This window comes from Vulcanococcus sp. DEBay_Sum29NL08_54, assembly GCF_017859255.1.
Classification (GTDB): domain Bacteria; phylum Cyanobacteriota; class Cyanobacteriia; order PCC-6307; family Cyanobiaceae; genus Vulcanococcus.
The window spans coordinates 82626-105572 of sequence record NZ_JAFMNJ010000002.1 but is presented as its reverse complement, the minus strand read 5'-3'; the positions used below and the strand labels follow the sequence as shown (position 1 = coordinate 105572).

Annotated in this window: 29 protein-coding genes and 1 tRNA gene; 11 read left to right on the top strand and 19 right to left on the bottom strand. The window is 64.1% G+C overall.

The features are described from left to right. Positions 1–2: 2 nt before the first annotated feature. The gene (locus tag QZ186_RS01615; RefSeq protein WP_296415364.1) at positions 3–641 is read right to left on the bottom strand and encodes a metallophosphoesterase; all 639 of its coding nucleotides are present in this window, start codon (positions 639–641) and stop codon (positions 3–5) included. A gap of 104 nt (positions 642–745) precedes the next feature. Between QZ186_RS01615 and QZ186_RS01610 the strand changes: the two genes are divergently transcribed. Then, the gene (locus QZ186_RS01610; protein WP_247479025.1) at positions 746–1105 is read left to right on the top strand and encodes a hypothetical protein; all 360 of its coding nucleotides are present in this window, start codon (positions 746–748) and stop codon (positions 1103–1105) included. 2 nt (positions 1106–1107) lie between these two features. On the opposite strand, the gene QZ186_RS01605 is transcribed toward QZ186_RS01610, so the two are convergent. Then, positions 1108–1428, bottom strand: coding sequence for an MgPME-cyclase complex family protein (locus tag QZ186_RS01605; protein ID WP_010317828.1), 321 nt, complete (start codon positions 1426–1428; stop codon positions 1108–1110). Further along, positions 1425–2174, bottom strand: a complete 750-nt coding sequence (locus QZ186_RS01600; RefSeq protein ID WP_296415361.1) for a pyridoxine 5'-phosphate synthase — start codon at positions 2172–2174, stop codon at positions 1425–1427. Before QZ186_RS01600 ends, QZ186_RS01605 begins: the two co-directional genes overlap by 4 nt. Positions 2175–2306: 132 nt before the next feature. On the opposite strand from QZ186_RS01600, the gene QZ186_RS01595 reads away from it, so the two are divergent. The 4 genes from QZ186_RS01595 to grxD are packed head-to-tail and all read left to right on the top strand — an operon-like array spanning position 2307 to position 4201. Next, a complete protein-coding gene (locus QZ186_RS01595) occupies positions 2307–3026 on the top strand; it encodes a 1-acyl-sn-glycerol-3-phosphate acyltransferase (protein ID WP_247479021.1) in 720 nt (239 codons plus the stop codon). Between the two features lie 2 nt (positions 3027–3028). Beyond that, the gene (locus QZ186_RS01590) at positions 3029–3580 is read left to right on the top strand and encodes a hypothetical protein (protein ID WP_010317825.1); all 552 of its coding nucleotides are present in this window, start codon (positions 3029–3031) and stop codon (positions 3578–3580) included. Positions 3581–3627: 47 nt separating this feature from the next. After that, positions 3628–3861, top strand: a complete 234-nt coding sequence (locus tag QZ186_RS01585) for a BolA family protein (protein ID WP_010317824.1) — start codon at positions 3628–3630, stop codon at positions 3859–3861. A gap of 16 nt (positions 3862–3877) precedes the next feature. Continuing rightward, positions 3878–4201: a Grx4 family monothiol glutaredoxin gene (grxD, locus tag QZ186_RS01580; protein WP_010317823.1), complete on the top strand. Its 324-nt coding sequence runs from the start codon at positions 3878–3880 to the stop codon at positions 4199–4201. A 36-nt stretch (positions 4202–4237) separates the two neighbouring features. Here the strand turns inward: grxD and QZ186_RS01575 are convergent, their stop codons facing one another. Beyond that, the gene (locus QZ186_RS01575; protein ID WP_010317822.1) at positions 4238–4504 is read right to left on the bottom strand and encodes a DUF6761 family protein; all 267 of its coding nucleotides are present in this window, start codon (positions 4502–4504) and stop codon (positions 4238–4240) included. A 105-nt stretch (positions 4505–4609) separates the two neighbouring features. Between QZ186_RS01575 and QZ186_RS01570 the strand changes: the two genes are divergently transcribed. Beyond that, positions 4610–5362 carry a response regulator transcription factor gene (locus QZ186_RS01570; RefSeq protein ID WP_156797984.1) on the top strand — a complete coding sequence of 251 codons (753 nt, stop codon included), beginning with the start codon at positions 4610–4612 and terminating at the stop codon, positions 5360–5362. On the opposite strand, the gene QZ186_RS01565 is transcribed toward QZ186_RS01570, so the two are convergent. After that, positions 5322–5873: a hypothetical protein gene (locus tag QZ186_RS01565; RefSeq protein WP_247479017.1), complete on the bottom strand. Its 552-nt coding sequence runs from the start codon at positions 5871–5873 to the stop codon at positions 5322–5324. The genes QZ186_RS01570 and QZ186_RS01565 overlap by 41 nt on opposite strands. Beyond that, complete coding sequence (locus QZ186_RS01560; RefSeq protein WP_296415351.1) at positions 5870–6139, bottom strand: hypothetical protein; 270 nt, start codon at positions 6137–6139, stop codon at positions 5870–5872. The genes QZ186_RS01565 and QZ186_RS01560 overlap by 4 nt, the downstream gene beginning before the upstream one ends. Positions 6140–6170: 31 nt before the next feature. Here QZ186_RS01560 and QZ186_RS01555 point away from each other — a divergent pair, with 31 nt between their 5' ends. Further along, complete coding sequence (locus QZ186_RS01555; RefSeq protein ID WP_296415349.1) at positions 6171–7553, top strand: glycoside hydrolase family 13 protein; 1383 nt, start codon at positions 6171–6173, stop codon at positions 7551–7553. Here the strand turns inward: QZ186_RS01555 and crtH are convergent. The 4 genes from crtH to QZ186_RS01535 form a co-directional block, all read right to left on the bottom strand. Then, positions 7550–9091 carry a carotenoid isomerase gene (crtH, locus tag QZ186_RS01550; RefSeq protein WP_296415346.1) on the bottom strand — a complete coding sequence of 514 codons (1542 nt, stop codon included), beginning with the start codon at positions 9089–9091 and terminating at the stop codon, positions 7550–7552. The two genes, QZ186_RS01555 and crtH, sit on opposite strands and share 4 nt — an antisense overlap. Before the next feature lie 28 nt (positions 9092–9119). After that, positions 9120–10490, bottom strand: a complete 1371-nt coding sequence (gene trmFO / locus QZ186_RS01545; RefSeq protein ID WP_296415343.1) for an FADH(2)-oxidizing methylenetetrahydrofolate--tRNA-(uracil(54)-C(5))-methyltransferase TrmFO — start codon at positions 10488–10490, stop codon at positions 9120–9122. Between the two features lie 58 nt (positions 10491–10548). Beyond that, positions 10549–10671 (bottom strand): photosystem II protein Y, encoded by a 123-nt coding sequence (locus QZ186_RS01540; RefSeq protein WP_010317814.1) that lies wholly within the window; start codon positions 10669–10671, stop codon positions 10549–10551. Positions 10672–10757: 86 nt separating this feature from the next. Continuing rightward, the gene (locus tag QZ186_RS01535) at positions 10758–11276 is read right to left on the bottom strand and encodes a gamma carbonic anhydrase family protein (protein WP_010317813.1); all 519 of its coding nucleotides are present in this window, start codon (positions 11274–11276) and stop codon (positions 10758–10760) included. 130 nt (positions 11277–11406) lie between these two features. Here QZ186_RS01535 and QZ186_RS01530 point away from each other — a divergent pair. After that, positions 11407–11478, top strand: a tRNA-Lys gene (locus QZ186_RS01530). A gap of 526 nt (positions 11479–12004) precedes the next feature. Here QZ186_RS01530 and QZ186_RS01525 read toward each other — a convergent pair. Then, a complete protein-coding gene (locus QZ186_RS01525; protein WP_296415340.1) occupies positions 12005–12571 on the bottom strand; it encodes a PAP/fibrillin family protein in 567 nt (188 codons plus the stop codon). Then, positions 12571–13242 (bottom strand): hypothetical protein, encoded by a 672-nt coding sequence (locus QZ186_RS01520; protein WP_296415339.1) that lies wholly within the window; start codon positions 13240–13242, stop codon positions 12571–12573. Before QZ186_RS01520 ends, QZ186_RS01525 begins: the two co-directional genes overlap by 1 nt. Before the next feature lie 81 nt (positions 13243–13323). Between QZ186_RS01520 and QZ186_RS01515 the strand changes: the two genes are divergently transcribed. Continuing rightward, entirely contained in the window at positions 13324–14466 is a 1143-nt protein-coding gene (locus QZ186_RS01515) for a fatty acid desaturase (RefSeq protein ID WP_296415338.1), read from the top strand. Between the two features lie 22 nt (positions 14467–14488). Here the strand turns inward: QZ186_RS01515 and QZ186_RS01510 are convergent, their stop codons facing one another. The 5 genes from QZ186_RS01510 to QZ186_RS01490 all read right to left on the bottom strand — a co-directional run bounded on the left by QZ186_RS01510 (position 14489) and on the right by QZ186_RS01490 (position 18569). Continuing rightward, a complete protein-coding gene (locus tag QZ186_RS01510) occupies positions 14489–14800 on the bottom strand; it encodes a hypothetical protein (protein ID WP_296415334.1) in 312 nt (103 codons plus the stop codon). A gap of 9 nt (positions 14801–14809) precedes the next feature. After that, positions 14810–15226: a sigma factor gene (locus tag QZ186_RS01505; RefSeq protein ID WP_247478998.1), complete on the bottom strand. Its 417-nt coding sequence runs from the start codon at positions 15224–15226 to the stop codon at positions 14810–14812. 533 nt (positions 15227–15759) lie between these two features. Next, a complete protein-coding gene (locus QZ186_RS01500; RefSeq protein WP_247478997.1) occupies positions 15760–16455 on the bottom strand; it encodes a DNA-binding response regulator in 696 nt (231 codons plus the stop codon). Positions 16456–16522: 67 nt separating this feature from the next. After that, positions 16523–17131 carry a sigma factor gene (locus QZ186_RS01495; protein ID WP_296415330.1) on the bottom strand — a complete coding sequence of 203 codons (609 nt, stop codon included), beginning with the start codon at positions 17129–17131 and terminating at the stop codon, positions 16523–16525. 34 nt (positions 17132–17165) lie between these two features. Further along, positions 17166–18569 carry a glycosyl hydrolase family 57 gene (locus QZ186_RS01490; RefSeq protein ID WP_296415329.1) on the bottom strand — a complete coding sequence of 468 codons (1404 nt, stop codon included), beginning with the start codon at positions 18567–18569 and terminating at the stop codon, positions 17166–17168. 1018 nt (positions 18570–19587) lie between these two features. Between QZ186_RS01490 and cfa the strand changes: the two genes are divergently transcribed. Further along, positions 19588–20793 carry a cyclopropane fatty acyl phospholipid synthase gene (gene cfa, locus QZ186_RS01485; RefSeq protein ID WP_296415328.1) on the top strand — a complete coding sequence of 402 codons (1206 nt, stop codon included), beginning with the start codon at positions 19588–19590 and terminating at the stop codon, positions 20791–20793. Between the two features lie 49 nt (positions 20794–20842). Next, complete coding sequence (locus QZ186_RS01480; RefSeq protein WP_296415326.1) at positions 20843–21685, top strand: sigma-70 family RNA polymerase sigma factor; 843 nt, start codon at positions 20843–20845, stop codon at positions 21683–21685. A 70-nt stretch (positions 21686–21755) separates the two neighbouring features. Here QZ186_RS01480 and QZ186_RS11710 read toward each other — a convergent pair whose 3' ends face one another. Both QZ186_RS11710 and QZ186_RS01475 read right to left on the bottom strand, forming a co-directional pair. Continuing rightward, positions 21756–21986, bottom strand: coding sequence for a hypothetical protein (locus QZ186_RS11710; RefSeq protein ID WP_363155625.1), 231 nt, complete (start codon positions 21984–21986; stop codon positions 21756–21758). Between the two features lie 174 nt (positions 21987–22160). Further along, positions 22161–22808: a hypothetical protein gene (locus QZ186_RS01475; protein ID WP_296415324.1), complete on the bottom strand. Its 648-nt coding sequence runs from the start codon at positions 22806–22808 to the stop codon at positions 22161–22163. Between the last annotated feature and the right edge of the window lie 139 nt (positions 22809–22947).

Sequence of the window (22947 nt, the reverse complement as noted above, 5' to 3'; positions counted from 1 at the left end):
GCTCAGACGGGGCTCAGGCTGGGCGACTGCAGGCTATGGGCAAGACCCGGAACTGACACCACCTCGCGGCTCTCGGGGCAGTAGGCGCTGAGGTCGCCGCCGTAGCAGGCGCCGGTGTCGACCATGACGATGTTGGGCAGGCGGCGGACGTTCGGGCCGGGGGTGTGGCCGATCACCACATCGCCAAAGCGTCCGTCGTACTGCTCCCAAAACCCCATGCGCACCCGTAGGTCCGGTTGCCAGGTGCTGGGGTTGAAGCCGGCATGGGTGGCCACCCAACCTTCGCCCCAGTAGGCCAAGGGCAGCTGCTCCAGGCGTTTGAGCCAAAGGGCGCAACCGTCACTGCCGAGTTGACGGCGGGTCTCGGCGCCGGCCTGTTTGTTGGCCCCTTCATCGCTGCGCAGGGCCTCGATCAGATCCTGCTCGTGGTTGCCCCGCAGCCAGATGGCGCGGCCGCTCTCCACCAGGCCCCAGATGCGCTCCATCGTCGCGGGGGTGTCGGGGCCGCGGTTGATGGCGTCGCCGCAAAAAATCAGACGGTCACCCGTCGGGAGTTGCGCCAGCAGGCGCTCGAGGGATCCCGAGCAGCCATGCACATCACCGATGACCCAGTGGCGGGCTTTGCGACTGACGGTCGTCATATCTCCCACTTTGGCTGGAGCCTTGACGATCTGTCAGCCCCTTTTGCGCATCCCCTCGCAGAGGTTGAAAACGGGATAACGTCCCCTTAACCACGCCCCTCTGGATGGACAGCCAGACCCCGGAGAGCCCCAAGCCGGTTGATCCGCGCAGCCTCTCGGTGGGTCGGCGGGTGGAGATTCTGGTGAAAGCCCTCGATGGGGCGAAGCGCACCAATGAGGCCCTAGCCAAGTGCGCCAACGGCGACGAGATGGTGGAGGTGCTCCTCAACGCCTCCTCCAAGTTGGGTCTGGGGCTGACCCAGGCGGAACTCACCCGCACCCCGCCGATCCGCGACTGGATCTGGTGGAAGAACAAAGAAGCGGTGCTCACCATTGGTGATGCCAAGCCCCGCTACCAGCAGGACGGAGCGCAGGGCCGATCCGATGGGGATGAGCCCCGCAAGAAGTTCCTCGGTCTCTTCTGAGCTCAGGCGGCGCTGGCCAGGGCGTCGGGGATGGAGCTGGAGGGCGCCTCAAAGCTGCCCTTGGCCACGAACTCCAGACGCAGCTTCATGAAGTCGATGAACTTCGGATCGGTGGAGACCACCGCGGCGGCGGGCTGGGGGACCTGCTCGGCAATGGCCTTGAGCTCGGGGGCCTGGAGGAAGGCGGGGCGCTTCACCAGCCAGAAGTCGATGGCTTTGCCCTGCTCGCCGTAATTACGGACACGCTCGCGCAGCACCTCATCGAGGGGCTCCTCCACGGTGAGGAAGGCCTCACTGGCGGCCACGAAGTGGTACTGGGTCATGAACTGGTGCTGCCGAAGAGGGGTTCCCGGCGGGGATTCTGGACCAAAGCCTTCATCTGCCGCACGGCCTCCTCCAGGCCCACCGCGAGGGCCCGGGCGACGATGGTGTGACCGATGTTGAGCTCCTCCATCCCCTCGATGGCGGCGATCGGCTCCACGTTTTGGTAGGTCAGGCCATGGCCAGCGTTGACCCGCAGGCCCAGGCTGCGGGCAATGAAGGTGCCCTCGGTGATGCGCGCCAGTTCCTTGGCCTGCTGCTGCCAGTTCGCCTCGGCATAGGTGCCGGTGTGCAGTTCCACCCAGCGGGCGCCGCTGGCCTGGCAGGCCTCCAGCTGGGCGGCCTCGGCGTCGACAAACAGGCTGACCCCGATGCCGGCGTCCTGGAGACGGCCCGAGATTCCTTTGATCGTGCTGAGCTGCGAGGCCACATCCAGCCCCCCTTCTGTGGTGACCTCCTCGCGCTTCTCCGGCACGAGGGTGACCATGTCGGGCTTGATCCGCAGGGCGATGGCCTCCATCTCGGCGGTCGCGGCCATCTCCAGGTTCAGGCGGCTGCGCACCACCTGACGCAACAACTCCACATCGCGGTCCTGGATGTGGCGCCGGTCCTCCCGCAGGTGCACGGTGATGCCATCGGCGCCGCCGAGCTCAGCCAGCAGGGCGTAGCTCACCGGGTCGGGCTCAACCGTGCGGCGGGCCTGGCGCACATTGGCGATGTGATCGATGTTGACGCCAAGGCTCGCCATGGCAATCGCTGCTTCTAGGCGGATCCTATGGATGGCGCCGCCAGGCCCGCTCGATCAACTGCCTGCTTGAGGGGCTTTCGGCAGGGGATCGCCCTTAGGTTGCCGGGACTTCAGGTCAGGGTGTTCAGTCCGATGGCGGCGGCAGGCACGGCATCGGTGGCCCTGACGGAACGGGAAAAGAGTCTCTGCAACGGCATCAACCCCTGGCTGGCGCCGGTGGCGATGGTGCTCACCCAGGACGTTGCCCTGAAGGGATTTTTTGGTGGTGGCCTGAGGGTCCTTGGCCGCGAGAACTTGCCCCATGAGGGGCCGGTGCTGCTGGCGCCGACCCACCGCTCCCGCTGGGATGCGCTGATGCTCCCCTATGCGGCCGGGCGCCGGGTGAGCGGACGGGACTGCCGCTTCATGGTCACCAGCGATGAGATGACCGGTCTGCAGGGCTGGTTCCTGCATCGCCTGGGCTGCTTCCCGGTGAATCCGCGCAAGCCGGCCGCCGCCTCCCTGCGCTTTGCCGTCGATCTGCTGGAGAGCGGCAATCAATTGGTGATGTTCCCGGAGGGGAAGATCAACCAGGACGATCCAGCCATGCGGCTGATGCCTGGGCTGGCGCGGCTGACGGCCCTGGCGGAAGGCCAGGGGGTGGCGGTTCAGGTGGTGCCCGTCGGGATTGCCTACGGCCATGCCAAGCCCCGCTTTGGCGATCAGGCCGCCCTCTGCTTCGGTCAACCCCTGCGTCTGGCCGGCGGGGAACGGGAGCAGATCAAGGCCCTGACGCTGGATCTGACGGAGAAGCTTCAGGCTGCTGAGGCGCTGGCGCGCCAGGCGGTTGGGCGCCCCTTGCAACGCCCGTAGAGTTGCCCCAATTCGCAAGTGCTCCTGTGCGCCGGCAACTCGCCGCCTTCAGCCTCTCCGCCCTGGCGGCGGTTGTCCCTGGTCTGGTCTCGCAATCCGCCCTGGCTCAGGACGCCCAAAAGGTCCTGGCTTCCCCCAGCTCGGGTCTGAACCTCAGTGCCATTGAGGCCAAGGTGGCGGCCGGTGATGCCGCTGCGGCCGCCGGCAATCTGGAGCAGGCCAAAGCCGACTACGACTCGGCCCGTGAAGGCGCCCAGAACCTGACCCGCTTCTATCGCAGCCTCAGCGGTTCCTTCCGCGGCCTCGATGCCCGGATCCCCCGGGAGATGGATGCCAAAGGCCGGGAGGCCCTGGAGCTGCAGGCCAAGATCGACCTGCGGCTGGCGGCGCTGCTGCGCCGGATGAATCAGCCCGCCGCTGCCGTTCCCCTGTTGGTGGAAGTGGTTCAGATCACCACCCCGGCCAACCCCATGGGTCAGAAGGCTTATCAGAGCCTGCTGGAGCTGGGCTTCGTCACCACCCCCTTCGCCGGTGGTTCGGCCGCGGGCAACTGATTCCGCAGTCCGTCTTCTTACAGTCCCAAGCTCACTGATCTGAGGTCATGGTTCATCCCGACCAGGTGAAGGCCGCCATTGGCGTCGCCCTTCCCGATGCCTGCGTTGAGGTGGAAGATCTCACCGGCGGCGGAGACCACCTGCAGGTGAAGGTGGTCTCCTCGGCGTTTGAGGGACTCAGCCGGATCAAGCAGCACCAGCTGGTCTACGGCGCCCTGCGCTCGGAGCTGGCCAGCGAGGCGATCCACGCCCTCGCCCTGCAGACCTCAACCCCCTCCTGATTTCACGATTCGTCCCATGGATTCCGCCCTCAAGCAGCGCCTCGATCAGTTGGTGGGCAGCAGCCCGATCTTCGTCTTCATGAAGGGCAGCAAGTTGATGCCCCAGTGCGGCTTCAGCAACAACGTGGTGCAGATCCTCAACGCCATGGCCGTTCCCTTCGAGACCTTTGACGTGCTCTCCGACATGGAGATCCGTCAGGGCATCAAGGAGTACTCCGAGTGGCCCACGATCCCCCAGGTCTATGTCAACGGGGAGTTCATCGGCGGCTCCGACATCCTGATCGAGATGTACAACTCCGGGGAACTCAAGGAAAAGCTCGCGATTGCCCTCGCCAGCTGAGCTCTCCAAGGGGCCTGAGGGCCCCTTTTTTTGTGCCTAGTTGCGGCCGGTCTCGTAGAGGGTGCTCATGTCGCCGTTGGGGCCGATGAAGCTGGAGGGATCCATGATCCAGCGGTCCACAACCTCCTCGAGGCGGCGCTGGGCCAGGGGGTCCAGCAGGGCCGAGCGCCGCAGGGCGTGCAGGTAGCCATCGGCGTACAGCCGCAGTTCCGAGGGCCCGTGGTAGCGATCCGCCAGGGACTGGCAGGCATCGCAGAGGGACTGGAAATGGCGAATGGCTTCGGGGTGCTGCAGTCCGTTCATGGTTCGGGAAGAGGGCCTCGACCCGGTGGCCAGATATCAAGCAGTGCTTGATACCGATGTGCCTCTGAAATTACCGATAGCGTAGAGAGAATCAAGGAGAAGGGCGTGTCCTCCACACCTCCAAGTCCTGAATCGAATCTGAAACGGGTTCTGGTGGTGGATCCTCACCCCACCCTGCGCACCGTTCTGGCCCAGCGTCTGCGGCAGGACGGTCACCTCACCGCCGCTGTCTCCACCGCCTCAGAGGCCATTGCCCTCTGTGAGGACCTCACCCCCGACCTGCTTGTTGCCGCCGAACTGCTGGAGGAAACCTCAGCCCTGAAGCTGGCCGGTCAGCTGCGCTGTCCGGTGATGGTGCTCACGGCCCGCTCCGGCTCAGAACCGGTGGTCTCCCTGCTCGATGCCGGCGCCGATGACGTCCTGCGCAAGCCCTTTGGCCTGGAGGAACTGGCCGCCCGCTGCCGGTTGCTGCTGCGCCGCAGTGGCACGGGTCTGCAGGAGCGGGTCTGCGTCGGTCCGCTCGAGGTGCATGTCCTGCTGCGCCAGGTGACCCTGCGGGATCAGCCCGTTGAGCTCAGCCCCCGGGAATTCGCCCTGCTCTGCGCCCTGCTGATGCCCCCCGGCATCATCCGCAGCCGCAGCGAACTGCTGCGCATGGCCTGGCCCCCCTTCAGTGGTGGCCCCCGTTCGGTCGACACCCAGGTGCTCACCCTGCGGCGCAAGTTGGAGCAGGCCGGCCTGGGCGAGGGCGGCGGCATCGAGACCGTGCGCCAGCAGGGCTACCGCTTCAGCCTGGACACCATTCCCTCCGATGGCCTCAGCTCAGCGCCGCTGACGGGAGCACCCATCGCCCGCTGAGCAGGGCCCAGCCCACCATCGCCTCAAACACCAGCATCGCCAGGCAGAGCCCCGCCAGGAGCTGATAGGTCCAAGGGGGGCTGATCCGGCCGATGGAGCTGGTGTCCAGGCCCGTCCGCTCGCTGAAGCGGCCCAGGAACTCCTCGAAGGCTTGCACCCGTTGGGGGAGCAGATAGGCCGAGCCGTCCTCCGTTCTGACGTAGAAGACGCGGCCCCCCTGGCTCGTGGCCACAGGCGTCAGGCCCTTGACCTGCTCCCAGGTCAGGGACCAACCGCGGCGCAGCAGCCAGGAGCACCAGCGCGGGTAGCCCACCTGCAGGCCGCCCTCGCCCAGGCTGACCTCCTCGCTCACCAGGGCCCAGACCAGCAGCAGCCCCAGGGGCAGGGCCGCGATCAGCCAGGGCTGGAGGTTGGCCGGGGCCATCCAGGGCAGGGGGAAGACCAGGGCCAGATAGAGGCTGACCAGCGTGAAGCGAATCAGCGGCGCCATCGGGTAGCGCTGGTCGCTCATCGGTCCTCGGGGGAGCCGGGGAGCGGTTCGATCACGCTCGAGGGTTGGTAGCGCCCGCCGAAGACCTCCTGCTCGCGTCCCTTCCAGAACTCACCCAGGCGCATCAGATCGGCGTGGGCCTCGTGGAGTTTCTGCTCGTACTCCTCGGGGTTCATCGTGTCCTTGGCCTCCTTCAGCTTCGTCAGCCGCAGCAGCTGCAGCATCCAGGGTTTGGAGAGTTCGCCCCGCTGCTCGAGGTAGCGGGCCAGCTCCTCGGAAGTCGGCATCTCGGCAGCTTGCGTCAAGAGGGGCCACCCTATGGAGATGGTCTCGGCTTCTGCGAGTTCGGGTTTCTGCCTGCCGCCGGCCTGGGCCGCGGAGGCCGTCGTCTACCAGATCTTTCCGGATCGTTTCTGCCGCAGTGGGCGCTCGCCCCAGCAGAGCGGCCTGCTGCTGGCGCCCTGGGGCTCCGCGCCCGATCCCCATGCCTTTCAAGGGGGTGACCTCTGGGGTGTGCTCGATCGCCTGGACCATCTCCAGGGTCTGGGGGTCAGCTGCCTCTATCTCAACCCGATCTTCAGCTCGGCGGCCAATCACCGCTATCACGCCTACGACTATTTCCAGGTCGATCCGCTGCTGGGCGGTGAGCCGGCCTTTGCGGCGCTGCTGGCCGAACTCAAGCGCCGGGGCATGCGCCTGCTGCTCGATGGGGTCTTCAACCATTGCGGCCGGGGTTTCTGGGCCTTCCATCACCTGCTGGAGAACGGGCCGGCCTCGCCCTACCGCGACTGGTTCATCAGCGAGCACTGGCCCCTGAGGCCCTATCCCGCCGCGGGGGAGTCCTGCGGCTACCACGCCTGGTGGTCTGATCCGGCCCTGCCCAAGTTCAACCACGCCAATCCCCAGGTGCGTGAGCACCTGCTGGCGGTTGGGCGCCACTGGATCGAGCGCGGGATCGACGGCTGGCGCCTGGACGTTCCCGATGAGGTGGAGCCGAGCTTCTGGCTGGAGTTTCGGCGGGAGGTGCGCGCGGCCAACCCCGAGGCCTGGATCGTCGGCGAGATCTGGGGTGAGGCGCGTCAGTGGCTCGGCGGCCAGCACTTCGATGGGGTGATGAACTACCGCCTCGCCTGGGGCACCCTCGGTTGGGTCGCTGCCGGGGCCCTGGCCGATGGGCATCACCGCGAGGCGATTCCCTACCAATGCCTCAGCGGCGAGCGCTATCGCGCGCTGCTGCTCGAGACCCTGGGTTGGTACCGGCCCGAGGTGAACTGCGCTCAGCTCAACCTGCTTGACAGCCATGACGTGCCGCGGGCGCTGCACATGCTCCAGGGGGACCTGGCGGCCCTGAAGCTGGCCCTGGTGCTGCTCTTTGCCCTGCCTGGGGTGCCCTCGCTCTATTACGGCACCGAGGCTGGCCTCGCGGGCGGCGAGGAGCCGGCCTGCCGTGAGGCCTTCCCCTGGGGGGCGCCCCTGGTCTTGGGCGATTTCATCGCTGCTCTGGCCCAGATGCGCCGGGAGCACTCCGCCCTGCGCTCGGCGGAACTGGAGCTGGAGCTCCTTGGTGAGGATGGGCTGCTGCTGATCCGAGGCAGCGGGGCCGAGCGGCGGCGGCTGGTGCTCAACCGCAGCCGGGATTCAGCGCTGGCGCTGCCCGATGGCAGCCAGCTGGCCCCCCAGGACTGGCGGCTCTTGGCCTAGTCCGGCAGGGCCCAGGGGTTCAGGCCCAGGTCCGCGCCGATGCGGTGGGCGCAGGCGAAGCCGCTGAAGGCCACGGCGTTCAGGCCCTGGCCGGGGAAGCAGGAGTCGCCGACGCAGTAGAGGTTCTGCAGCCCCGTGCGGTTGAAGGGCATCGGCAGCAGGCCCGGCAGGCGCAGGGCGGGGATCGGGCCGTAGCTGCCGCCCATGCGCCCGAGGAAGCGGCGGTGGGTGCGGGGCGTGCCGATCTCCTGGTGGCGGATCGCGCCGGCCAGACCCGGCAGGATTGCTTCCAGTCGTTGCACCAGCCGGGCTGCATCGGCGGCCTTCTTGGCCTTGTAGGCGCTTGGACTCAGGTCCTTCCAGGCCTGGATGTCGCTTGGGGTGAAGGTGTGGACGATGTGCCGGCCCTCGGGGGCCAGGGAGGGATCCAGCAGGGTCGGGATCGAGACGAAGATCACCCCCTGCTCGTCCTCCATCGCCGCCCAGTCCTCCAGCAGCAGGTGGTGGCAGTGGAAGCCCTCGGGAATGAGCGAGGCGTCGACCCCCAGATGCAGGGAGAGGAAGGAGGGGGAGGGTTTGTAGCGGCGGCGCCAGGTGCGCTCGGCCTTGGGGGTGTGGGCGGCATCCACCAGGGGTTGGCGCACCGAGCCCTCGCCGGCAAAGGTGTCCCAGCGGGTGGCATTGCTCACCACGCGGCGGGCCTTGATCGTCTCGCCATCGGCCAGCTTCACGCCCACGGCCTGGCCGTTCTCGATCAGCACCTCGGTGACGCGGGCCTTGTAGCGGATCGCGCCGCCATGGCTCTCGAGGCCGGCCACCAGTTTCTCGGCGATCACCCCAACGCCTCCCTTGGGGTAGTTGATGCCGCCGGCATGGCGATCGGAGAAGACCATGCCGGCGTTGATCATCGGCGTGAGGTCGGCCGGCATCACGCTCCAGCAGAAGCACTCCATGTCGATCAGCTTCAGCAGCTGCTCGTCCTTGATGTGCTGGCGGGCCACATCGCCGACGTTGAAGGGCAGCCAGCGGGCCAGCCCCAGGCAGGCCAGGGGCGCCTTGAAGAAGACCTTGGCCAGGTAGGCCGGGTCCTCGAGCGAGAGCAGCGGCATCGCATCGAGGCAGTTGAACACCTGCCAGCAGGTGTCATAGAAGGCGCGGATGCCCTTGGCCTCGTGGGGGAACAGCCCCGACAGACGGGCGATGAAGGCCTCGTAGTCCCGGTCCACCGCCACGTTCAGGCCGCCTGGCAGGTGGTATTCGAGCTGGGCTGGATCGGGCACCGTCTCGCAGTGCTGGCCCACATCGCCCAGGGCCCGGGTCAGCAGATTCGTGTGGCCCTTCTCGCCGAAGCCAAAGATCATCGAGGCGCCCACATCAAAGGTGTAGCCCTCGCGGCGGAAGCTGCCTCCCGATCCCCCGGGGATCAAATAGCGCTCCAGCACCAGGGTCTTGGCGCCCTTGGCCGCCAGCTGGGAGGCGGTCACCAGGCCGCCGATGCCCGAGCCGATCACGATCACGTCCCAGGAGGGCTTGGTCACGGCGGGACTGGCGGAAGCAGCTTGGACCCTAGGCGGCGACTAGGGCCTTCTCGCAGAAGGGCGCCAGATCCTCCAGGGCCCGGTCGCGGTAGGCGCCGTAGCGGCGGCGCTTGTCGCGGATGCGTTCGGGGAGTTCGGGCAGTAGGCCGAAGTTGGGGGGCATGGGCTGGAACTTCTCGCTGGGGGCCTCGGCGATGAAGTGGGTCAGGGCGCCGCTCATGGTGGTGGCCGGCAGGTTGATCGGCTCCAGACCTTGGGCCAGGCGGGCGGCGTTGGTGCCGGCCAGCCAGCCGCCGGCGACGGCCGCGGCGTAGCCCTCGGTGCCGGTGATCTGGCCGGCGGCCAGCAGGGTCGGGCGGCTGCGGAACTGCAGGGTGGGATCCAGCAGCTGGGGCGCCTCCAGGAAGGTGTTGCGGTGCATCACCCCGAAGCGCACGAACTCGGCGTTCTCCAGGCCCGGGATCATCCGCAGCACCCGCTTCTGCTCGCCCCACTTGAGGTTGGTCTGGAAGCCCACCAGGTTCCAGAGGCGGCCGTCCTTGTCCTCCTGGCGCAGTTGCACCACGGCGTAGGCGCGCTTGGCCCGGCGCACGTCCCGGTCGTTGACATCGCCCCAGCGGGGATCCCAGAGACCGATGGGCTTGAGGGGCCCGTAGCGCATGGTGTCCTCGCCGCGGCGGGCGAGCTCCTCAATCGGTAGGCAACCCTCAAAGAAGGTGGCGTTCTCTTTTTCGAAGTCCTTGAGCTCGGCCTGCTCGGCCGCCAGCAGGGCCTCGCGGAAGGCGAGGAACTGCTCTTTGTCCATCGGACAGTTGATGTAGTCGGCGTCGCCCTTGTCGTAGCGGGAGGCGCGGAAGGCGATCGAGAGGTCGATGCTCTCGCCCTCAACGATCGGACTGGCGGCGTCAAAGAAGTGACAGTCCCCCCGGCCGGTGAAGGCGCGCAGGTCCTCGGCCAGGGGTTCGCTGGTCAGGGGGCCGGTGGCCAGCACCGTGATCTGCTCAGGGCCGGGCAGGGCCAGTTGCTCATCGCGCACCACCGTCACCAGGGGGTGCTGCTCGAGGGTTTCCGTCAGGGCGGCGCTGTAGCGGCCGCGGTCCACCGCCAGGGCACCACCGGCGGGGACGGAATGCTGGTCCGCGGTGCCGATCACCAGGGAGCCAAGGCGGCGTAGCTCCTCCTGCAGCAGGCCCGCGGCCCGATCACTGCTGAGGGCTCCGAAGCTGTTGCTGCAGACCAGCTCGGCGAACTCGCTGCTGTGGTGGGCGGGGGAGCGGCGCACCGGCCGCATCTCCACGAGCCGCACCGGGATCCCAGCTCGGGCGATCTGCCAGGCGGCCTCGGTTCCGGCCAGGCCTGCTCCGATCACCAGGACGGATTGGGAGCTGGATTGAGACACGCGAAACCGGCTCCGCCTGAATTGATCAGGCTAGGAGCCGGTGGGTGGGCGCTTGGCCTCAGCCTTGGGCGCGCTTGAGCATCATCTGCAGTTGGCCCACGGCGGCGCGGCCGATGTTGAACACAGCCCAGCCGGCGGCCAGAAGGATCGGGGTCACAACAAGCAGGAGCCGTGCGTCCATGACTGGGGGAAAAGGAGTGCCGAGATCTTACGAACTTCTGTTCCTTGAACTCCGGGAGCTGATCGAATTCGCAGCAATTGGCCTCCTCAGTGGAAACCCAGGTCCGTGGATCGCCCCGCGTGGGCCATGGCCAGCTGGCGGTAGCGCCGGGCGTGCTCGCGCTGCTCGGCAGCTTTCTCCTCAGAGAGCTCCCGTTTGACCTGGGCTGGGGCGCCCATGACCAGGGCCCGGGGTGGCACGTCCTTGGTCACCACGGATCCGGCGGCCACCAAGGCCCCCGCACCGACGGTGACCCCATTGAGGACGATCGCGCCGATGCCGATCAGGCAGCCGTCTTCGAGGGTGGCGCCGTGGACCACAGCGCGGTGGCCGATGGTGACGTCCGCACCGATCAGCACCGGCTGGCCCGGATCGCCGTGGAGCACGGCGCCGTCCTGGACGTTGCTGCCCTCGCCGATGACGATCGGGCAGACATCAGCCCGGGCGACGGCGGTGGGCCAGAGGCTGGCGCCCGCGGCCAGCTGGACGTCGCCAATCAGCACGGCGCTGTCCGCCACCCAGGCGTCGGGATGGACCGATGGCGTGGGCCACGGAGCGCTGGCCATGGGCGTGCTGCAAACGAGGGGTAGGCCCGCATTCTCGGGGGGTTTGAAGGCGGGCACCTCTGGGTGATACGTTCACTCGGTGCCCAGTTTTGGGCGCCCCCCAACAACGGTGTCTAACCTGCGTTCGGGCGGGTCGTTAGCTCAGCGGTAGAGCACTCGGCTTTTAACCGATTGGTCCTCAGTTCGAATCTGAGACGACCCATTTTTTTGAAGGCTCGGTTGCTTCGGCAATCGAGCCTTCGTTTTGTCTGCGCTCAGCTCAGCCAACGGAAGACCAGTTGGAGCAGGGCAAAGCCCAGCAGGCAAAAGCCAGCCAGCAGGGACAGGGTTGGTGCCAATGGCAAGGCCCCAAACCAACCAGGCTGATCGATCTCTGGGACTAGGGCAATGCGTGTAATGGCTGATTGCCTGGCCCCGCCGGCGCGGCGATGCTGTGTCCATCGAACCCAGGAGGCGTCCTCAATGGACGACACGCCACCTCGCTAGCAGCAGAAGCACGCTGACTTCTGGCCCCTGCTCCAACAGTCTTCACCCATTCGTGAGGCAGGTCGTCGGATCGGACACTGATTAGGGACGTCTGAGCCGTCGACACTCCATCTGCACCGCCTGAGGTGCCCCAGGAGCACAAAGCCCCACACCTGGAATGTTCGGCCCCAGGCGCCAAACCAGCCGCTTCAACCAACTGCGCATTCCATCACCCCCGGCCGCTTGGCACGGGGGTTTTTGGTTTAGGGCTTGAGCAATTGATCGACGCTCAACTCCGGCCGCCGCAGCAGGGCAAAGAGGGTGCCGGCATTGCCGCGGCAGATCCTGAGCTCGCGATCGACAACGGTGATGTCCAGCCAGGCCGGGAAGGACTGCTGAACGTCCTGGAGCCACTGGAGACGCTTCCCCCCCAGGTTGGGTCCAACCCAGCCACCGCGGCGAAAGCGCACCTGGACCCGCTGGGCGCGATCGGGGTCCAGGGTCAACTGGGCTTCCACGGTGATGGCGCCCAGGGGCCCGGGTAGGCGCAGCTGGTTGACGCCGCGTCCTTGGGAGGGGGCCAGGCCCTGGAGGTTCTCCAGCCAGGGGGCGACCGTCAGATAGGGCTGCTGGCTGCTGCTCCAGCGCAACTCCCAGACTCCCTCCAACAGCGGCTGGGTATTCGGGTCCGAGAGGTCCGCGGGCTGGGCGCCCTCGAGGACGCCAATGAGCTGCTCGATCCGCTGGCGCTGCCGGTTGGCGCTGCCCCTGGGTTTCTGGCGCAGGAGCTCCAGCAGTTCCCTTCGCTCCGGGGGGCTGGTTTTGCCCATCAGGGCTCCAGCACCTGGGCGCGCGCATTCACGGTCAGGCTCACCTCGGCCTCGGTGTCCACGGTGAAGACGCTCCAGGTGGTCTGGCAAGCGGGCGTTCCTTGGCTGATGCCCCACTCGATCCGTTGGCCGCCGTAGGTCAGGCCGACGCAGGTCAGGCTCTCGTCATCGGCCAGCAGGCTCCAGAGCAGGGCGAGGTGGCTGCGCTCATAGCTCTCGGGGACCTGGCTGGCCCCCTCGGCGGCCACCACACCGGGCTCGAGGCGGAGGGCCAGATCCCGCTGCCAGCTCAGAAAACGACCGTCATGGGTGGGATAGAACCAGCAGGTCTCATTGACGGCGTCCTGAAGCGCAAAGCAATCGATGCAGCGCAGGACGTCTGGATCGCTGCTGCGCTCGTAGACGCCGATGGCGTTCTCCTGGGGAGCAAAGCCGGGGACCACCGCATCACAGATCAGCCTGCGCAGGGATCCACTGCCGCCTGGATCCAACTGGCCGTCCCAGGGCAATTGGGCGAGGCCATCGCTTGGCGTTTCGCCAGCCACAAACAGGCGAAGGGCGAAGCCCCTGCTGGGGCCCTGGTGCTGGAGCGCAACGAGTTCTGCCCAGCTGGTCTCTCCCTGCGGAAGCCCCGTCTGCGGAGCGATCACAAACACCAGGGGATGGTCCATGGCGGGCATTCTGGCCAGGGCGAACCGTCGGTCCATAGATTCTTAAGCAAATCCGAAGGCCGTTGTGTTCCTTTTGACCAGGTGGTCCGTTTGACCGCGGCCGTTTCTTCCCCTTCCCGGCGTTCGATCAGCCCCGCCGATCAGGACTTCCCCAGCAAGGCCGAACTGCTCGGCGCGCTGCCGGAGGAGTTGCTGCGCCATGACCCGCTGAAGTCCTGGGGGAGCCTGGCCCTCTCCTTGGGCCTGTCCCTGTTGGCCTACGGGCTGGGCACCTTGATTCCTTTGAGCTGGGCGGCCCTGCCGCTCTGGCTCGTCTACGGGCTGGGGACCGGCACCGTGGCCATGGGCTGTTGGGTCCTGGCCCACGAATGCGGCCACAACGCCTTCCACCCCAATCGACGGGTCGAGGGTGTGGTGGGCTTTGTGCTGCACAGCCTGCTGCTGGTCCCCTACTACTGCTGGGCCCGCAGTCATGCGGTGCACCACGCCTATTGCAACGAGCTCGAGCGGGGCCAGACCCATGTGCCGCCGCGGGCGAGCTCGCCCATGGGGCTATTCACCGAAGGACTGGCCCGCAAGCTCGGTCGCCCCATGGCGGGCTTGGTGGCCTTGTTCAACCACGTCGTCATCGGCTGGCCGCTCTATCTGCTGTTTGGTGTCACCGGCGGTGAGGCCTACGGCAGTTCGGTCTCCCATTTCCGGATGCCTGAGCAGGGCGTTCCCCTGAAGCGGCCCCTCTTCCCTGCGGCCTTCCGCCGCTGGATGCTGCGCTCCAACATTGGCCTAGTGGTGGTGCTGGCGGCCCTCGTCGTTGCCGCGATTCAGTTCTCGCCGCTGCGGGTGCTGGCGGTCTACGGCCTCCCCTATCTGGTAGTGAATGGCTGGCTGGTGGTTTACACCTGGCTGCAGCACACCGATGTGGAGATTCCCCACTACGACTCCCAGCACTGGACCTGGGTGAAGGGGGCGCTGCAGACCGTTGATCGGCCCTACGGCCCGCTGATCAACCTGCTGCACCACGGCATTGGCTCAACCCACGTCTGCCACCACGTGAACTCGGCCATCCCCCACTACAACGCCTGGCGCGGGACGGCGCTGCTGCGCCAGCGCTACCCCCAGCTGGTGCGCTTTGACCCCACGCCCATCCACAAAGCCCTCTGGCGTGTGGCGACCCGCTGTAAGGCGGTGCGGCAGTCCCCGGTGGATGGGGCCTTCTACTTCTGAGCCTGCAGCACTGCGAGGGTCTTTAGGCCTCGTCGGAGAGGTCCTCCTCCCACAGGCCCATGCGCACGAGCCATTGGTTGGATTGACTGCGCGGCCAGCCGTGGTCGAGCTCGAGCACATCCGCGATGGAGACCATCAGATCGAAGAGCTCGGCTTCAAAACCGCCGCGTTGATCGGCCAGGGCTTTGAGTTCCTGGGCCAGTTGCAGCAGCTCGAGCTCCGCCAGCCAGTCCCCCTGCTCAAAGGAGCGGCGGCGGGGGCTGGGGGCTGGGCGCCGCTGGCTGAAGAGGGGCAGCAGTCCTGTGAGCAGGTGGGTGAGGTCTTGGAGTCGCAAGGGTCCATGTCAAAGGCCCTCAAGGGTTCCGGGGCGCAGTCCGCAGGCCTGGCGGCAGTCCAGCCAGAGGGCCAGGGGCACCCCCAGGCGGATGGCGATCTCGGCGTCGCTGAGGTCCAGCTCGAGCCAGCGGCGGGCCTTGACCCAGAGCTCGCGGTAGCGATGGCTGATGCGCACGGCGAAGCCGGTGTCGCGCAGGTGATGCAGCAGCTCCCCTTTGACCTTGCTGACCAGGTAGCTGGAGGGGCGATAGCCCTTGGCGGCATCGAACTGGGCTGCTCCTTTGCAGAGCCCTTCGTAGGCCGGGCTGAGTAGCTCCTCGATCGGCATGCCCCAGCGCCGCGCATAGCGGTGGGCTTGTTGGTGGGCGAGACCGAGGTGCTGGCAGGCAAAACGGCGTTGCTCGGAGCTGAGGCGAGTGGGCATGGCGTTCAAACAGGTGCGGGAGGCTACCCGCGCCGGCCAATACCGAAAGAAGGCGAAAGACCAGAGCCGTCTGAGCCCGAAAGACTCCAGTGACGTCTGGGCGCTCCCCACAGCTGTGCAACAACGCGCCACGGCTGTGGGCGGCGCCGGGGGCCGGGCAGCAGCCAGAACCGGCCCAGAGAGACCGAAACCCATGGCCACCCAATTGCTGTTGACGGCCCACCACCACCAGGCGATGGCAATCGCCTGTGAACGGGGGATGTGGCTGCCTTTACCCCTGCCGGTGGAGAAGCTGCCAACGCTCTTCTATTTGGCGGCGCTCGCTCCAGCGGCCGAGGCGATCAGCGCCCTCGCTGAGATCAGCTGCTTTGAGCCCTGGTCTGAGGGGCGCTGGCTACCGATCCTGGGGCGGCTGTTGCCATTGCCCCGGCCGGTGCCGCTGGGGGATCGCCAAGTGCTGGCGGAATGGCTCCCAAGCCGGAGCGATCAGTTCAAGCTGCTGGACCTGCTGCCGGTGCTGGAGGCCGGGCGGCTCAGTGATCTGGTGTGCGGCAGGCCAGGTCGCGGGGGCGCACCAGGCCCTGTCCGAGCCCCCAGGCGAGCAAGGCGCGCTGGTCTCGCACACCGACTTTGCGGTACAGCGCACTGAGCTGACGGCGGATGGTGTCGCTGCGGCGTTGCTCCAGCGCCGCGATCTCCCGGCTGTTGAAACCGCGGGCGAGCAGCTCCAGCAGGTGCTGCTCGTTCCCTTGTAGGGGAATCAGCCGCGGTGGTTGCCCGCGCAGCCGCTCCCCCAACAGCGGATCGAGGGATTGCAGCCCGCGCATCAACATCAGCACCGCCTGGAGCAGACGACCGCCGCCGCAGTGCTGGCGGCAGCAGAGTCCCGCAGCGCCGCTGCGCCAGAGCAGGGCCAGACGTTCTTGGGGGATGGCGGCATCGAGGCAGACCAGGACCGTGGCCTGCGGCAGGCGCTGAATCAACTCCAGGGCGCCGCCATCGGCGAGCTCGTCATCACAAATCAGCAGCAACTTCTGCTGCTTGGGCAGCGGCAGGGCCAGCAGTTCTGCGATGGACCCCGCAGCAAAGTCGCAGCGATCGAGCAGTAGGCAGACGATCCCAATCAGCCGTTCATCCGCTGCGCAGACGGCAATGCTCCAGTCCTGCTGCAGAGTGCTGATGGCCCGCTGCAGCGCCTGAATCTGTTGGCGGAGTACAGCCGGATTCACGGCCCCTTGTTCACCCTCTTCGCTCTAGGGACGATGGCTGATGAGGGGCTGATCCTTTGGATTTGACTTAGAAAGCGAAGGCCTCAATTGAGCAGGTCTGGGTGTGATTCCAGCTGCGGATCAAGGCTTCTAATTGCGCTGGAGCGATGGGCTGTTTTCTCGTGCTCAGCTGGGCGGCGAGCCAGCTCAGGCTGGGGCCAATCCCATTGCAGCGCATGCGCTCTTCACTGAGTTGCTCGGCCTTGAGCACCAGCGCGGCCTGCTCGCGGGGGAAGGCAATGCAGCGCCGGTCGCGCTGGCAGAACCGCAGCAATCCGCGGCGGATCCAGAAGCTGGCGTAGGTGGAGAAGCGATAGCCCCGGGTTGGGTCAAATTTCTCTGCGGCCCGCAGCAGATTCAGGGCCGCCTCCTGCAGGGCATCGGCCGTTGCTGCATCCTCAGGGCTCAGGCCGCTGTGTTGCTTTCTCCAGGTGAATCCCACCAGGGCGAGGTTGTGGCGCACCAGTCGATCCCGCGCCCGCAGGCCCCGCTTTTGAATCGCTCTCGGGGCCTGGGCGGGACCGGCTGGATGTTGCTGCCAGCATTGAATCGTGCGGGCCAGCTCCAGCACCGTGCGCTCTGGCAGGGGTGCATGGCGACGGCTGCGCTCAAGCCACTGGCGAACGGATGGATGCATGGGAACACTCCAGCTGGTTGGAGTGTTCCCGCTTTTAGGCGCTCTGGCTGGAGTGGCTCAGCAGCGCCTGGCCGCGGCGATGGAGCTCGCGGGCGTAGTCGGTCCAGGTGCCCTGGCCCCAGTAGCGGAAGCAGCTGGTCTCCAGCAGCAACAGGTGCAGCAGGGCCTGCTGGTAGCTGGGATCACTGGGGAGGGCCGTCGGGTAGCGCTGGTGGAAGGCGGCGCTGAGTTGCTGCATCGGCTCGAGCACGCTCTCGTAGCCCTTGACCCAACTGAGGTCGTTGGTCCAGGAGGCCCCCTCGACGTTGCAGCCGGCCTCGATGCGCTCCTGCAGCTGCTGTGCTGACCAGCGCTCCCCGAGTCCCTGGAGCAGTTCCGCTTGGCCTGCGGCCTGGATCGAGGGGAAGGCGGCGGGGTCGCAATCCAGCAGTTCGAGGTATTCGCTGCCGTTAATGGCGGCGGTGCCCGGCTCAGCGGCGCTGCGCTGGTGGGCCTGGAGGAAGGCCTGGGGGAATTCGTTCATCATCACGCCGCCGTTTTCGCCATCGGCGATCTGGGAGACCAGGGACGGCACGCTGATGTCTCCCAGGGGGAGGCGATCCCGGCTGAGGGCTTCGTAGTAGGGCTGCATCTGGCCCACCAGCTTGGTGTCGGAGCCCTGGGTTTTGATCAAGGCGGTGATCTCGCGGCGCTCGCCCTGGCCATTGCGGGCGATGAGGCGATTGGGCAGATACTTCTGGGCCTCACTGAGGGGGCCGCCAGCGAGGGTCTCGACGCTGTGCTCCTGCAGCAGAACCCAGCGGTAGCCGGCTTGCTGCAGGGCATCGACCAGGGCGAAGAGGGTGTCGGGGTGATTGGGCAGGGCCATCTCCGGTAGGGAGAAGCCGCGCACCCGCTGCAGGGCCTCCAGGCCAAAGGCTGAGGCGAACTGGTGCTGCCAGGCCTCGATCTGCAGCCGTAGATCCGGGATCGGAGTCGAGGGGGCGACGGCATGGCCCCAGAAGGTGCCGAGCCACTCGACGTGCCGTTGCATCAGGGGATCACAGGCCAGGTGGCGCCAGGCATCTGTGATGTCGCTGCGGCCCATCTGCTCGGCCCCCCAGAGCAGATTCCCGGAGATGTCGAGCATGATCCGCGGGCTGCAGCCCTGCTCGATCAGCTGGGGGATCAGATCGGCCAGGCGGCGGTAGCACTGGGCAAAGGGCTCGGCGTTGTGGTTATCGCCCTCCCCCGGGTGCTCAAGCATGTACTGGAGGTGGGAGATCAACTCCCCGCCAGCGCCCGCTGGGATGGTGGGCTGGTGCATGTGCAGCGCGCAGGCAAAGCCCGAGCGCAGCTGATCGAGCTGCAGGGGCGAGTGCTCGCGCCAGTAGGCCCCGGGCTCGGCCATGGCGGCGCGGATCGCGGCTTCTTGGCCGCAGAGCCTGGGTTCCTGCATGAAAGGACGAGGTCGAGAGGTCTTGAAGGCGGTTTTGGTGCTGGGCTTGGGTTTCAGTCACGACAGAGTGAAAGAAGGGGACCCCCGGCTGCCTTCAGGTTCTCTGTTTCATCACTAGCTCTGGATCACCAGCGATGGTGCATTCGCTGCTTTGTCTTCTGTCCTCTTTAGAAGGTTGCCGTTCTGAAGCGTCCAGCCCAGGTCAGTGACAGCACAGCTGCTCGGCCCACATCTCCACTGTGATCCACATTCACTCCTGAAAGATTCACAAACAGTGGAATGCCCCGGGCCGGCACTCACTCCAACGTTGGGTGCCAATTCCATTCCGAAGACAGGCGGAACTGCTGCCAATGCCGGCCTCGCCAAGCTCCAGGGGAGTAGGGCGAGCATCAAGAGCCATTCAGACGGATCTAGGCGGACGCAGCGGACAAAGCTTCTGACGCAGCGATGGCGTAAAGGCATGGAGGAATTGGCAGTGGAGTGCGTTGGAGGGTGGAACTGACGACGCAAGACTCAAACTGTGACTAGGTGCCGCATTCTGTTCGTCTGGATGGGTATTAGCGACGGTATGCATGGAAGCGATCGCGAGCTCAAAAACCAGTAGAACTGTGCATCTAATGAGGCGGAGTGCGGCAGTCCTCAGTGTTCAGTCTCTGGGTTATCGCTCGTTCTATCTTTGTCTTAGGGTTCATTGGCATCTGCCAATTTGTTCTCTCGCTCCACGATCTCCATTTGATCTGCGATGCTGCTCAAATGGAGCAATTCAGTTGATTGGCGTGATTGTAAGCATCAGTTTTGGCATGTTCAGAAACGACTCTGCCAACGATGCCTCTATAGGCAGATGGATGTCATACAAGTCAAGAGGCCTGTGCTCTTGATCCTTGATTCAATCAACAATGCACCGAAATAGCAGTATGCGGGCGCCTGCGGCAATCTGACTGGATCGTGCAGCAGATCAGATCCTCAGTCAGACGTCAGCACAAACCCTGGATTACCTGGGAGCTCTTGATCAGAGTTCATGGCCATTCCTGCCACCCTGCTTGCCGCCACTGGTGCAGCTGATGTGCAGTTTAATGGCGACCGTCCCTGGGATCTTCAGGTGCATCGGAGACAGTTCTATGGAGAACTCTTGAGAAATGGTTCGCTCGCCCTTGGTGATGGCTATGTGCGTGGCGACTGGGACTGTGATCACTTAAGTGAAATGATCTCCCGCCTCCTGAAGTCGGGTGCGAATCGTCCTCTCGCTCTTCAGGGAAGGCTGTTTGAATCCATTCAATGGTTGTCTGATCAGATTCTAAATCCGCAAGGAATTACTCAATCACTACGAGTGGGGCGTCGCCACTACGACATTGATCCACGCGTTTACGAAGCGATGCTTGGTCCCTCAATGGCCTATAGCTGCGGATATTGGCGACATGCCACCAATCTCGATGATGCCCAGGAGGCAAAGTTGCACCTTGTCTGTAAGAAACTAGAACTCAAGCCGGGTGATCGTCTGCTTGATGTCGGCTGTGGATGGGGTGCCCTAGCTCGAGTCGCCTCACAGCACTACGGAGCAGAGGTGGTGGCAATCACTATTTCCAACAGACAGGCAAGCTATATTCGAGAGAAGTTCTCTGATACTCCAATCACAGTCGGAGTCTGTGATTACAGGAGTTTGCCTCAACTCAATCTTGAACCCTTTGACAAGGTGGCGTCGATAGGCATGTTTGAACATGTCGGACGTCGTAATGACCGGACATTCCATCAGGTGATGAACGATTGCCTGAATCCAGAGGGGTTGATGCTGTTGCACACGATTGGTTCTGCTTCAACGACTCATCGCACCGATCGATGGATAGATACTCACATCTTTCCTGGAGGACGACTCCCGTCGGCAATGCAACTCTGCAAGGGACTTGAAGGGATTCTGCTGATAGAGGACTGGGAATCTTTCGGACAGGACTATGAGCGTACTCTTCTCTCTTGGTGGGAGAACTTTGAATTGGCATGGCCAAGACTCTGTCAGGAGATAGGGCAAGACTTTTACCGCTTCTGGCGCTACTACTTGCTGAGTTGTGCGGGGTACTTCCGATCAAGGCAGGGACAGCTCTGGCAATTGGTTCTCAGCAGAGCTGACCGACAGAGCACTTATCGATCCATTCGCCCAAGTTCTGATGAATGGATCTCGACATCTTCGCCGCAAGATGCAGCAGACTCTGGGCAAGAGTGCTGCATCAATTGAATGCACTCAACCTAAGGGATGAGGATGTAGAGCCTTCATCCTCTCTTGTATGAGTGATGCATTCGGTGACTACTTGCGTCAAATCGGTCGTATCCCCCTTTTGACCCCTCAAGAGGAAGTTCATCTGGGAACGATCGTCAGGCAATGGAAGGATGACGAAAAGCCCTCTGCTGCCCTCGAGCGCAGAGGACGCAGGGCTTTAAAGCGGATCGTTACAGCAAACCTGCGGCTCGTCGTCACCGTCTCAATGCGCTATTCAAGACGCCTACAGCATCTTGGTTTCGATTCCATGGATCTTGTACAAGCAGGCAACCTTGGCTTGCTAAGAGCAGTTGAGAAATACGATCCTAGTCGAGGGTACAAGTTTTCTACGTACGGCTATTGGTGGATTCGCCAGTCGATTCATCGCTATTTGCAAGAACACAATGGAAGTATCCGTCTCCCAGTGAATGTTGTTAATCTGGCGACGCGTGCAGCTTCTATGCAAAGCAATAGCAGAACATACTTGTCTGTTGATGAGATGGCCCGCATCTTGGATGAGTCGCCTCAGCGTTTGCTTCATGCAATCAATGTGCACTACCGTAGCAACACCTTGTCTCTTGATCAGCAAATTGCAAGTGCCGACGGCGCAATGACGATTCTCGATACCGTAACCGATAAAGAAGAGATCGAAATTCACGACGACTACGCATGGATGTATAGCCTGATGCAGCATCTGTCTTGCCCAGAGGCAGATGTTATTAAGCTGCGCTATGGCGCAGAAGACCAACCTTCGTTCGCCGAGGTGGCAAGAACGATTGGACGCACAAAAGACCAGGTCCAAAGACTTGAGCGAAAAGCTCTTGCAAAGCTCAGGACAAGACTGACCCCAGTCCTCTTCCCTATTGGTTAGGAGAGCTGCCTCATCGGCTGAGTCTCCCTAGAGAAGCCCCGGCTACGAAGGTAGCCGGGGCAAGCTGTGTTTAATAGGAACGAGCTTTCAACTGAGGTCGCATTCCGTTGAGCGCTTGGCTCGCTGGATGGGTTTGAGGCTGGTTTGGCACTCTTTGTTGATGAGCACCTTTCAGGGACTCCTCTAATAGAAAAGCGCACAGGTTTGACACTGACCGCCCCTCTTCCTCTGAGCGATTCAATAAATCCTCGTGAACATTATAGCTCAACGTAATTGAAATGCGCCGGGGTTGACGCTGCATTACGCGAATACGGTCATTCATTTGGAATTTAATGTTGAAGGATTGAGCAAGACTGGGTAAAGAGAAATGATTGTTTCTCTATACCAAGATTAATGCAAGAGTCTGATCCGGGTTGCAGGTGATCACCTCGTTTGTTTCGCATATCTGCTGCAGCGCGGAGACGAACGCCGTGCATCACATTTCCTGCAGCATCCACTCTGCTGTTAAGTCTGCGACTAACTCCGTCGCTTTGGGTTCCGCTAGAAGATCGCTCATCTCTTGGAGAACGGCCAGTTCGTGCTTAGCCCTTAAGAAGCTCGTGGCCCAGGCATTCAGCTCTAAAAGGTCCACATCCAGCTTGCCTACTAAAAGTAGGATCGGGCATTCCAGAGTGGCCAATGACTCGAATGCCAAGTCAGGACGGCCAGCACAACTGACAATTGCGGCAACTCTCCCTGGCTCTCTCACTGCGGCCTCAATGACGACTGCTGCACCGCTGCCTGTTCCCAGTAGCCCTAGAGGCAGTGCAGAGAGCTCTTGATTTCGACCGATCCACTGGAGCGTGCTGACTAAGCGATCTGTCAGTACGTTCAGATCCCATGGAATCTCGTTCGTATGCCCTTCCGCATTCAGCAGGAGATTGACCTGAAGCGTTGATAACCCCCGTTCGGCTAGCGCTCTTCCGACCTTTCTGCTTCTAAACATCTGCCGGTTGCCTCCAGGCCCATGAACCAGCAGCACCAGTCCTAAGGCTCGTACGGGCTGCTGTAGGACAGCATTGAGATCACCGTCAGAAGTCGGAACCTTTAGCGGCTTGGAGACAATGTCAATTGCCAGCACCACAACAAAATTAGCGGATCTATTCGTGTCCTACTGCGTACTCCTTCTGCTTAGTTCTGCGGAACTGCTGCAAAGTTGCTGCGACCTACCTCGCAATTGTGCATTCTGAGGCCTAGTCGATGTGGCTTGCTTCATCCTGGCG

Excerpts from the sequence above, each read along its gene's own strand:
- QZ186_RS01615 (WP_296415364.1), bottom strand. The coding sequence starts at position 641 with ATGACGACCGTCAGTCGCAAAGCCCGCCACTGGGTCATCGGTGATGTG.
- QZ186_RS01610 (WP_247479025.1), top strand. The coding sequence starts at position 746 with ATGGACAGCCAGACCCCGGAGAGCCCCAAGCCGGTTGATCCGCGCAGC.
- QZ186_RS01605 (WP_010317828.1), bottom strand. The coding sequence starts at position 1,428 with ATGACCCAGTACCACTTCGTGGCCGCCAGTGAGGCCTTCCTCACCGTG.
- QZ186_RS01600 (WP_296415361.1), bottom strand. The coding sequence starts at position 2,174 with ATGGCGAGCCTTGGCGTCAACATCGATCACATCGCCAATGTGCGCCAG.
- QZ186_RS01595 (WP_247479021.1), top strand. The coding sequence starts at position 2,307 with ATGGCGGCGGCAGGCACGGCATCGGTGGCCCTGACGGAACGGGAAAAG.
- QZ186_RS01585 (WP_010317824.1), top strand. The coding sequence starts at position 3,628 with ATGGTTCATCCCGACCAGGTGAAGGCCGCCATTGGCGTCGCCCTTCCC.
- grxD (WP_010317823.1), top strand. The coding sequence starts at position 3,878 with ATGGATTCCGCCCTCAAGCAGCGCCTCGATCAGTTGGTGGGCAGCAGC.
- QZ186_RS01575 (WP_010317822.1), bottom strand. The coding sequence starts at position 4,504 with ATGAACGGACTGCAGCACCCCGAAGCCATTCGCCATTTCCAGTCCCTC.
- QZ186_RS01565 (WP_247479017.1), bottom strand. The coding sequence starts at position 5,873 with ATGAGCGACCAGCGCTACCCGATGGCGCCGCTGATTCGCTTCACGCTG.
- QZ186_RS01560 (WP_296415351.1), bottom strand. The coding sequence starts at position 6,139 with ATGCCGACTTCCGAGGAGCTGGCCCGCTACCTCGAGCAGCGGGGCGAA.
- QZ186_RS01555 (WP_296415349.1), top strand. The coding sequence starts at position 6,171 with ATGGAGATGGTCTCGGCTTCTGCGAGTTCGGGTTTCTGCCTGCCGCCG.
- QZ186_RS01540 (WP_010317814.1), bottom strand. The coding sequence starts at position 10,671 with ATGGACGCACGGCTCCTGCTTGTTGTGACCCCGATCCTTCTGGCCGCC.
- QZ186_RS01535 (WP_010317813.1), bottom strand. The coding sequence starts at position 11,276 with ATGGCCAGCGCTCCGTGGCCCACGCCATCGGTCCATCCCGACGCCTGG.
- QZ186_RS01525 (WP_296415340.1), bottom strand. The coding sequence starts at position 12,571 with ATGGGCAAAACCAGCCCCCCGGAGCGAAGGGAACTGCTGGAGCTCCTG.
- QZ186_RS01520 (WP_296415339.1), bottom strand. The coding sequence starts at position 13,242 with ATGGACCATCCCCTGGTGTTTGTGATCGCTCCGCAGACGGGGCTTCCG.
- QZ186_RS01505 (WP_247478998.1), bottom strand. The coding sequence starts at position 15,226 with ATGCCCACTCGCCTCAGCTCCGAGCAACGCCGTTTTGCCTGCCAGCAC.
- QZ186_RS01495 (WP_296415330.1), bottom strand. The coding sequence starts at position 17,131 with ATGCATCCATCCGTTCGCCAGTGGCTTGAGCGCAGCCGTCGCCATGCA.
- QZ186_RS01490 (WP_296415329.1), bottom strand. The coding sequence starts at position 18,569 with ATGCAGGAACCCAGGCTCTGCGGCCAAGAAGCCGCGATCCGCGCCGCC.
- cfa (WP_296415328.1), top strand. The coding sequence starts at position 19,588 with ATGGCCATTCCTGCCACCCTGCTTGCCGCCACTGGTGCAGCTGATGTG.
- QZ186_RS01480 (WP_296415326.1), top strand. The coding sequence starts at position 20,843 with ATGAGTGATGCATTCGGTGACTACTTGCGTCAAATCGGTCGTATCCCC.
- QZ186_RS11710 (WP_363155625.1), bottom strand. The coding sequence starts at position 21,986 with ATGCAGCGTCAACCCCGGCGCATTTCAATTACGTTGAGCTATAATGTT.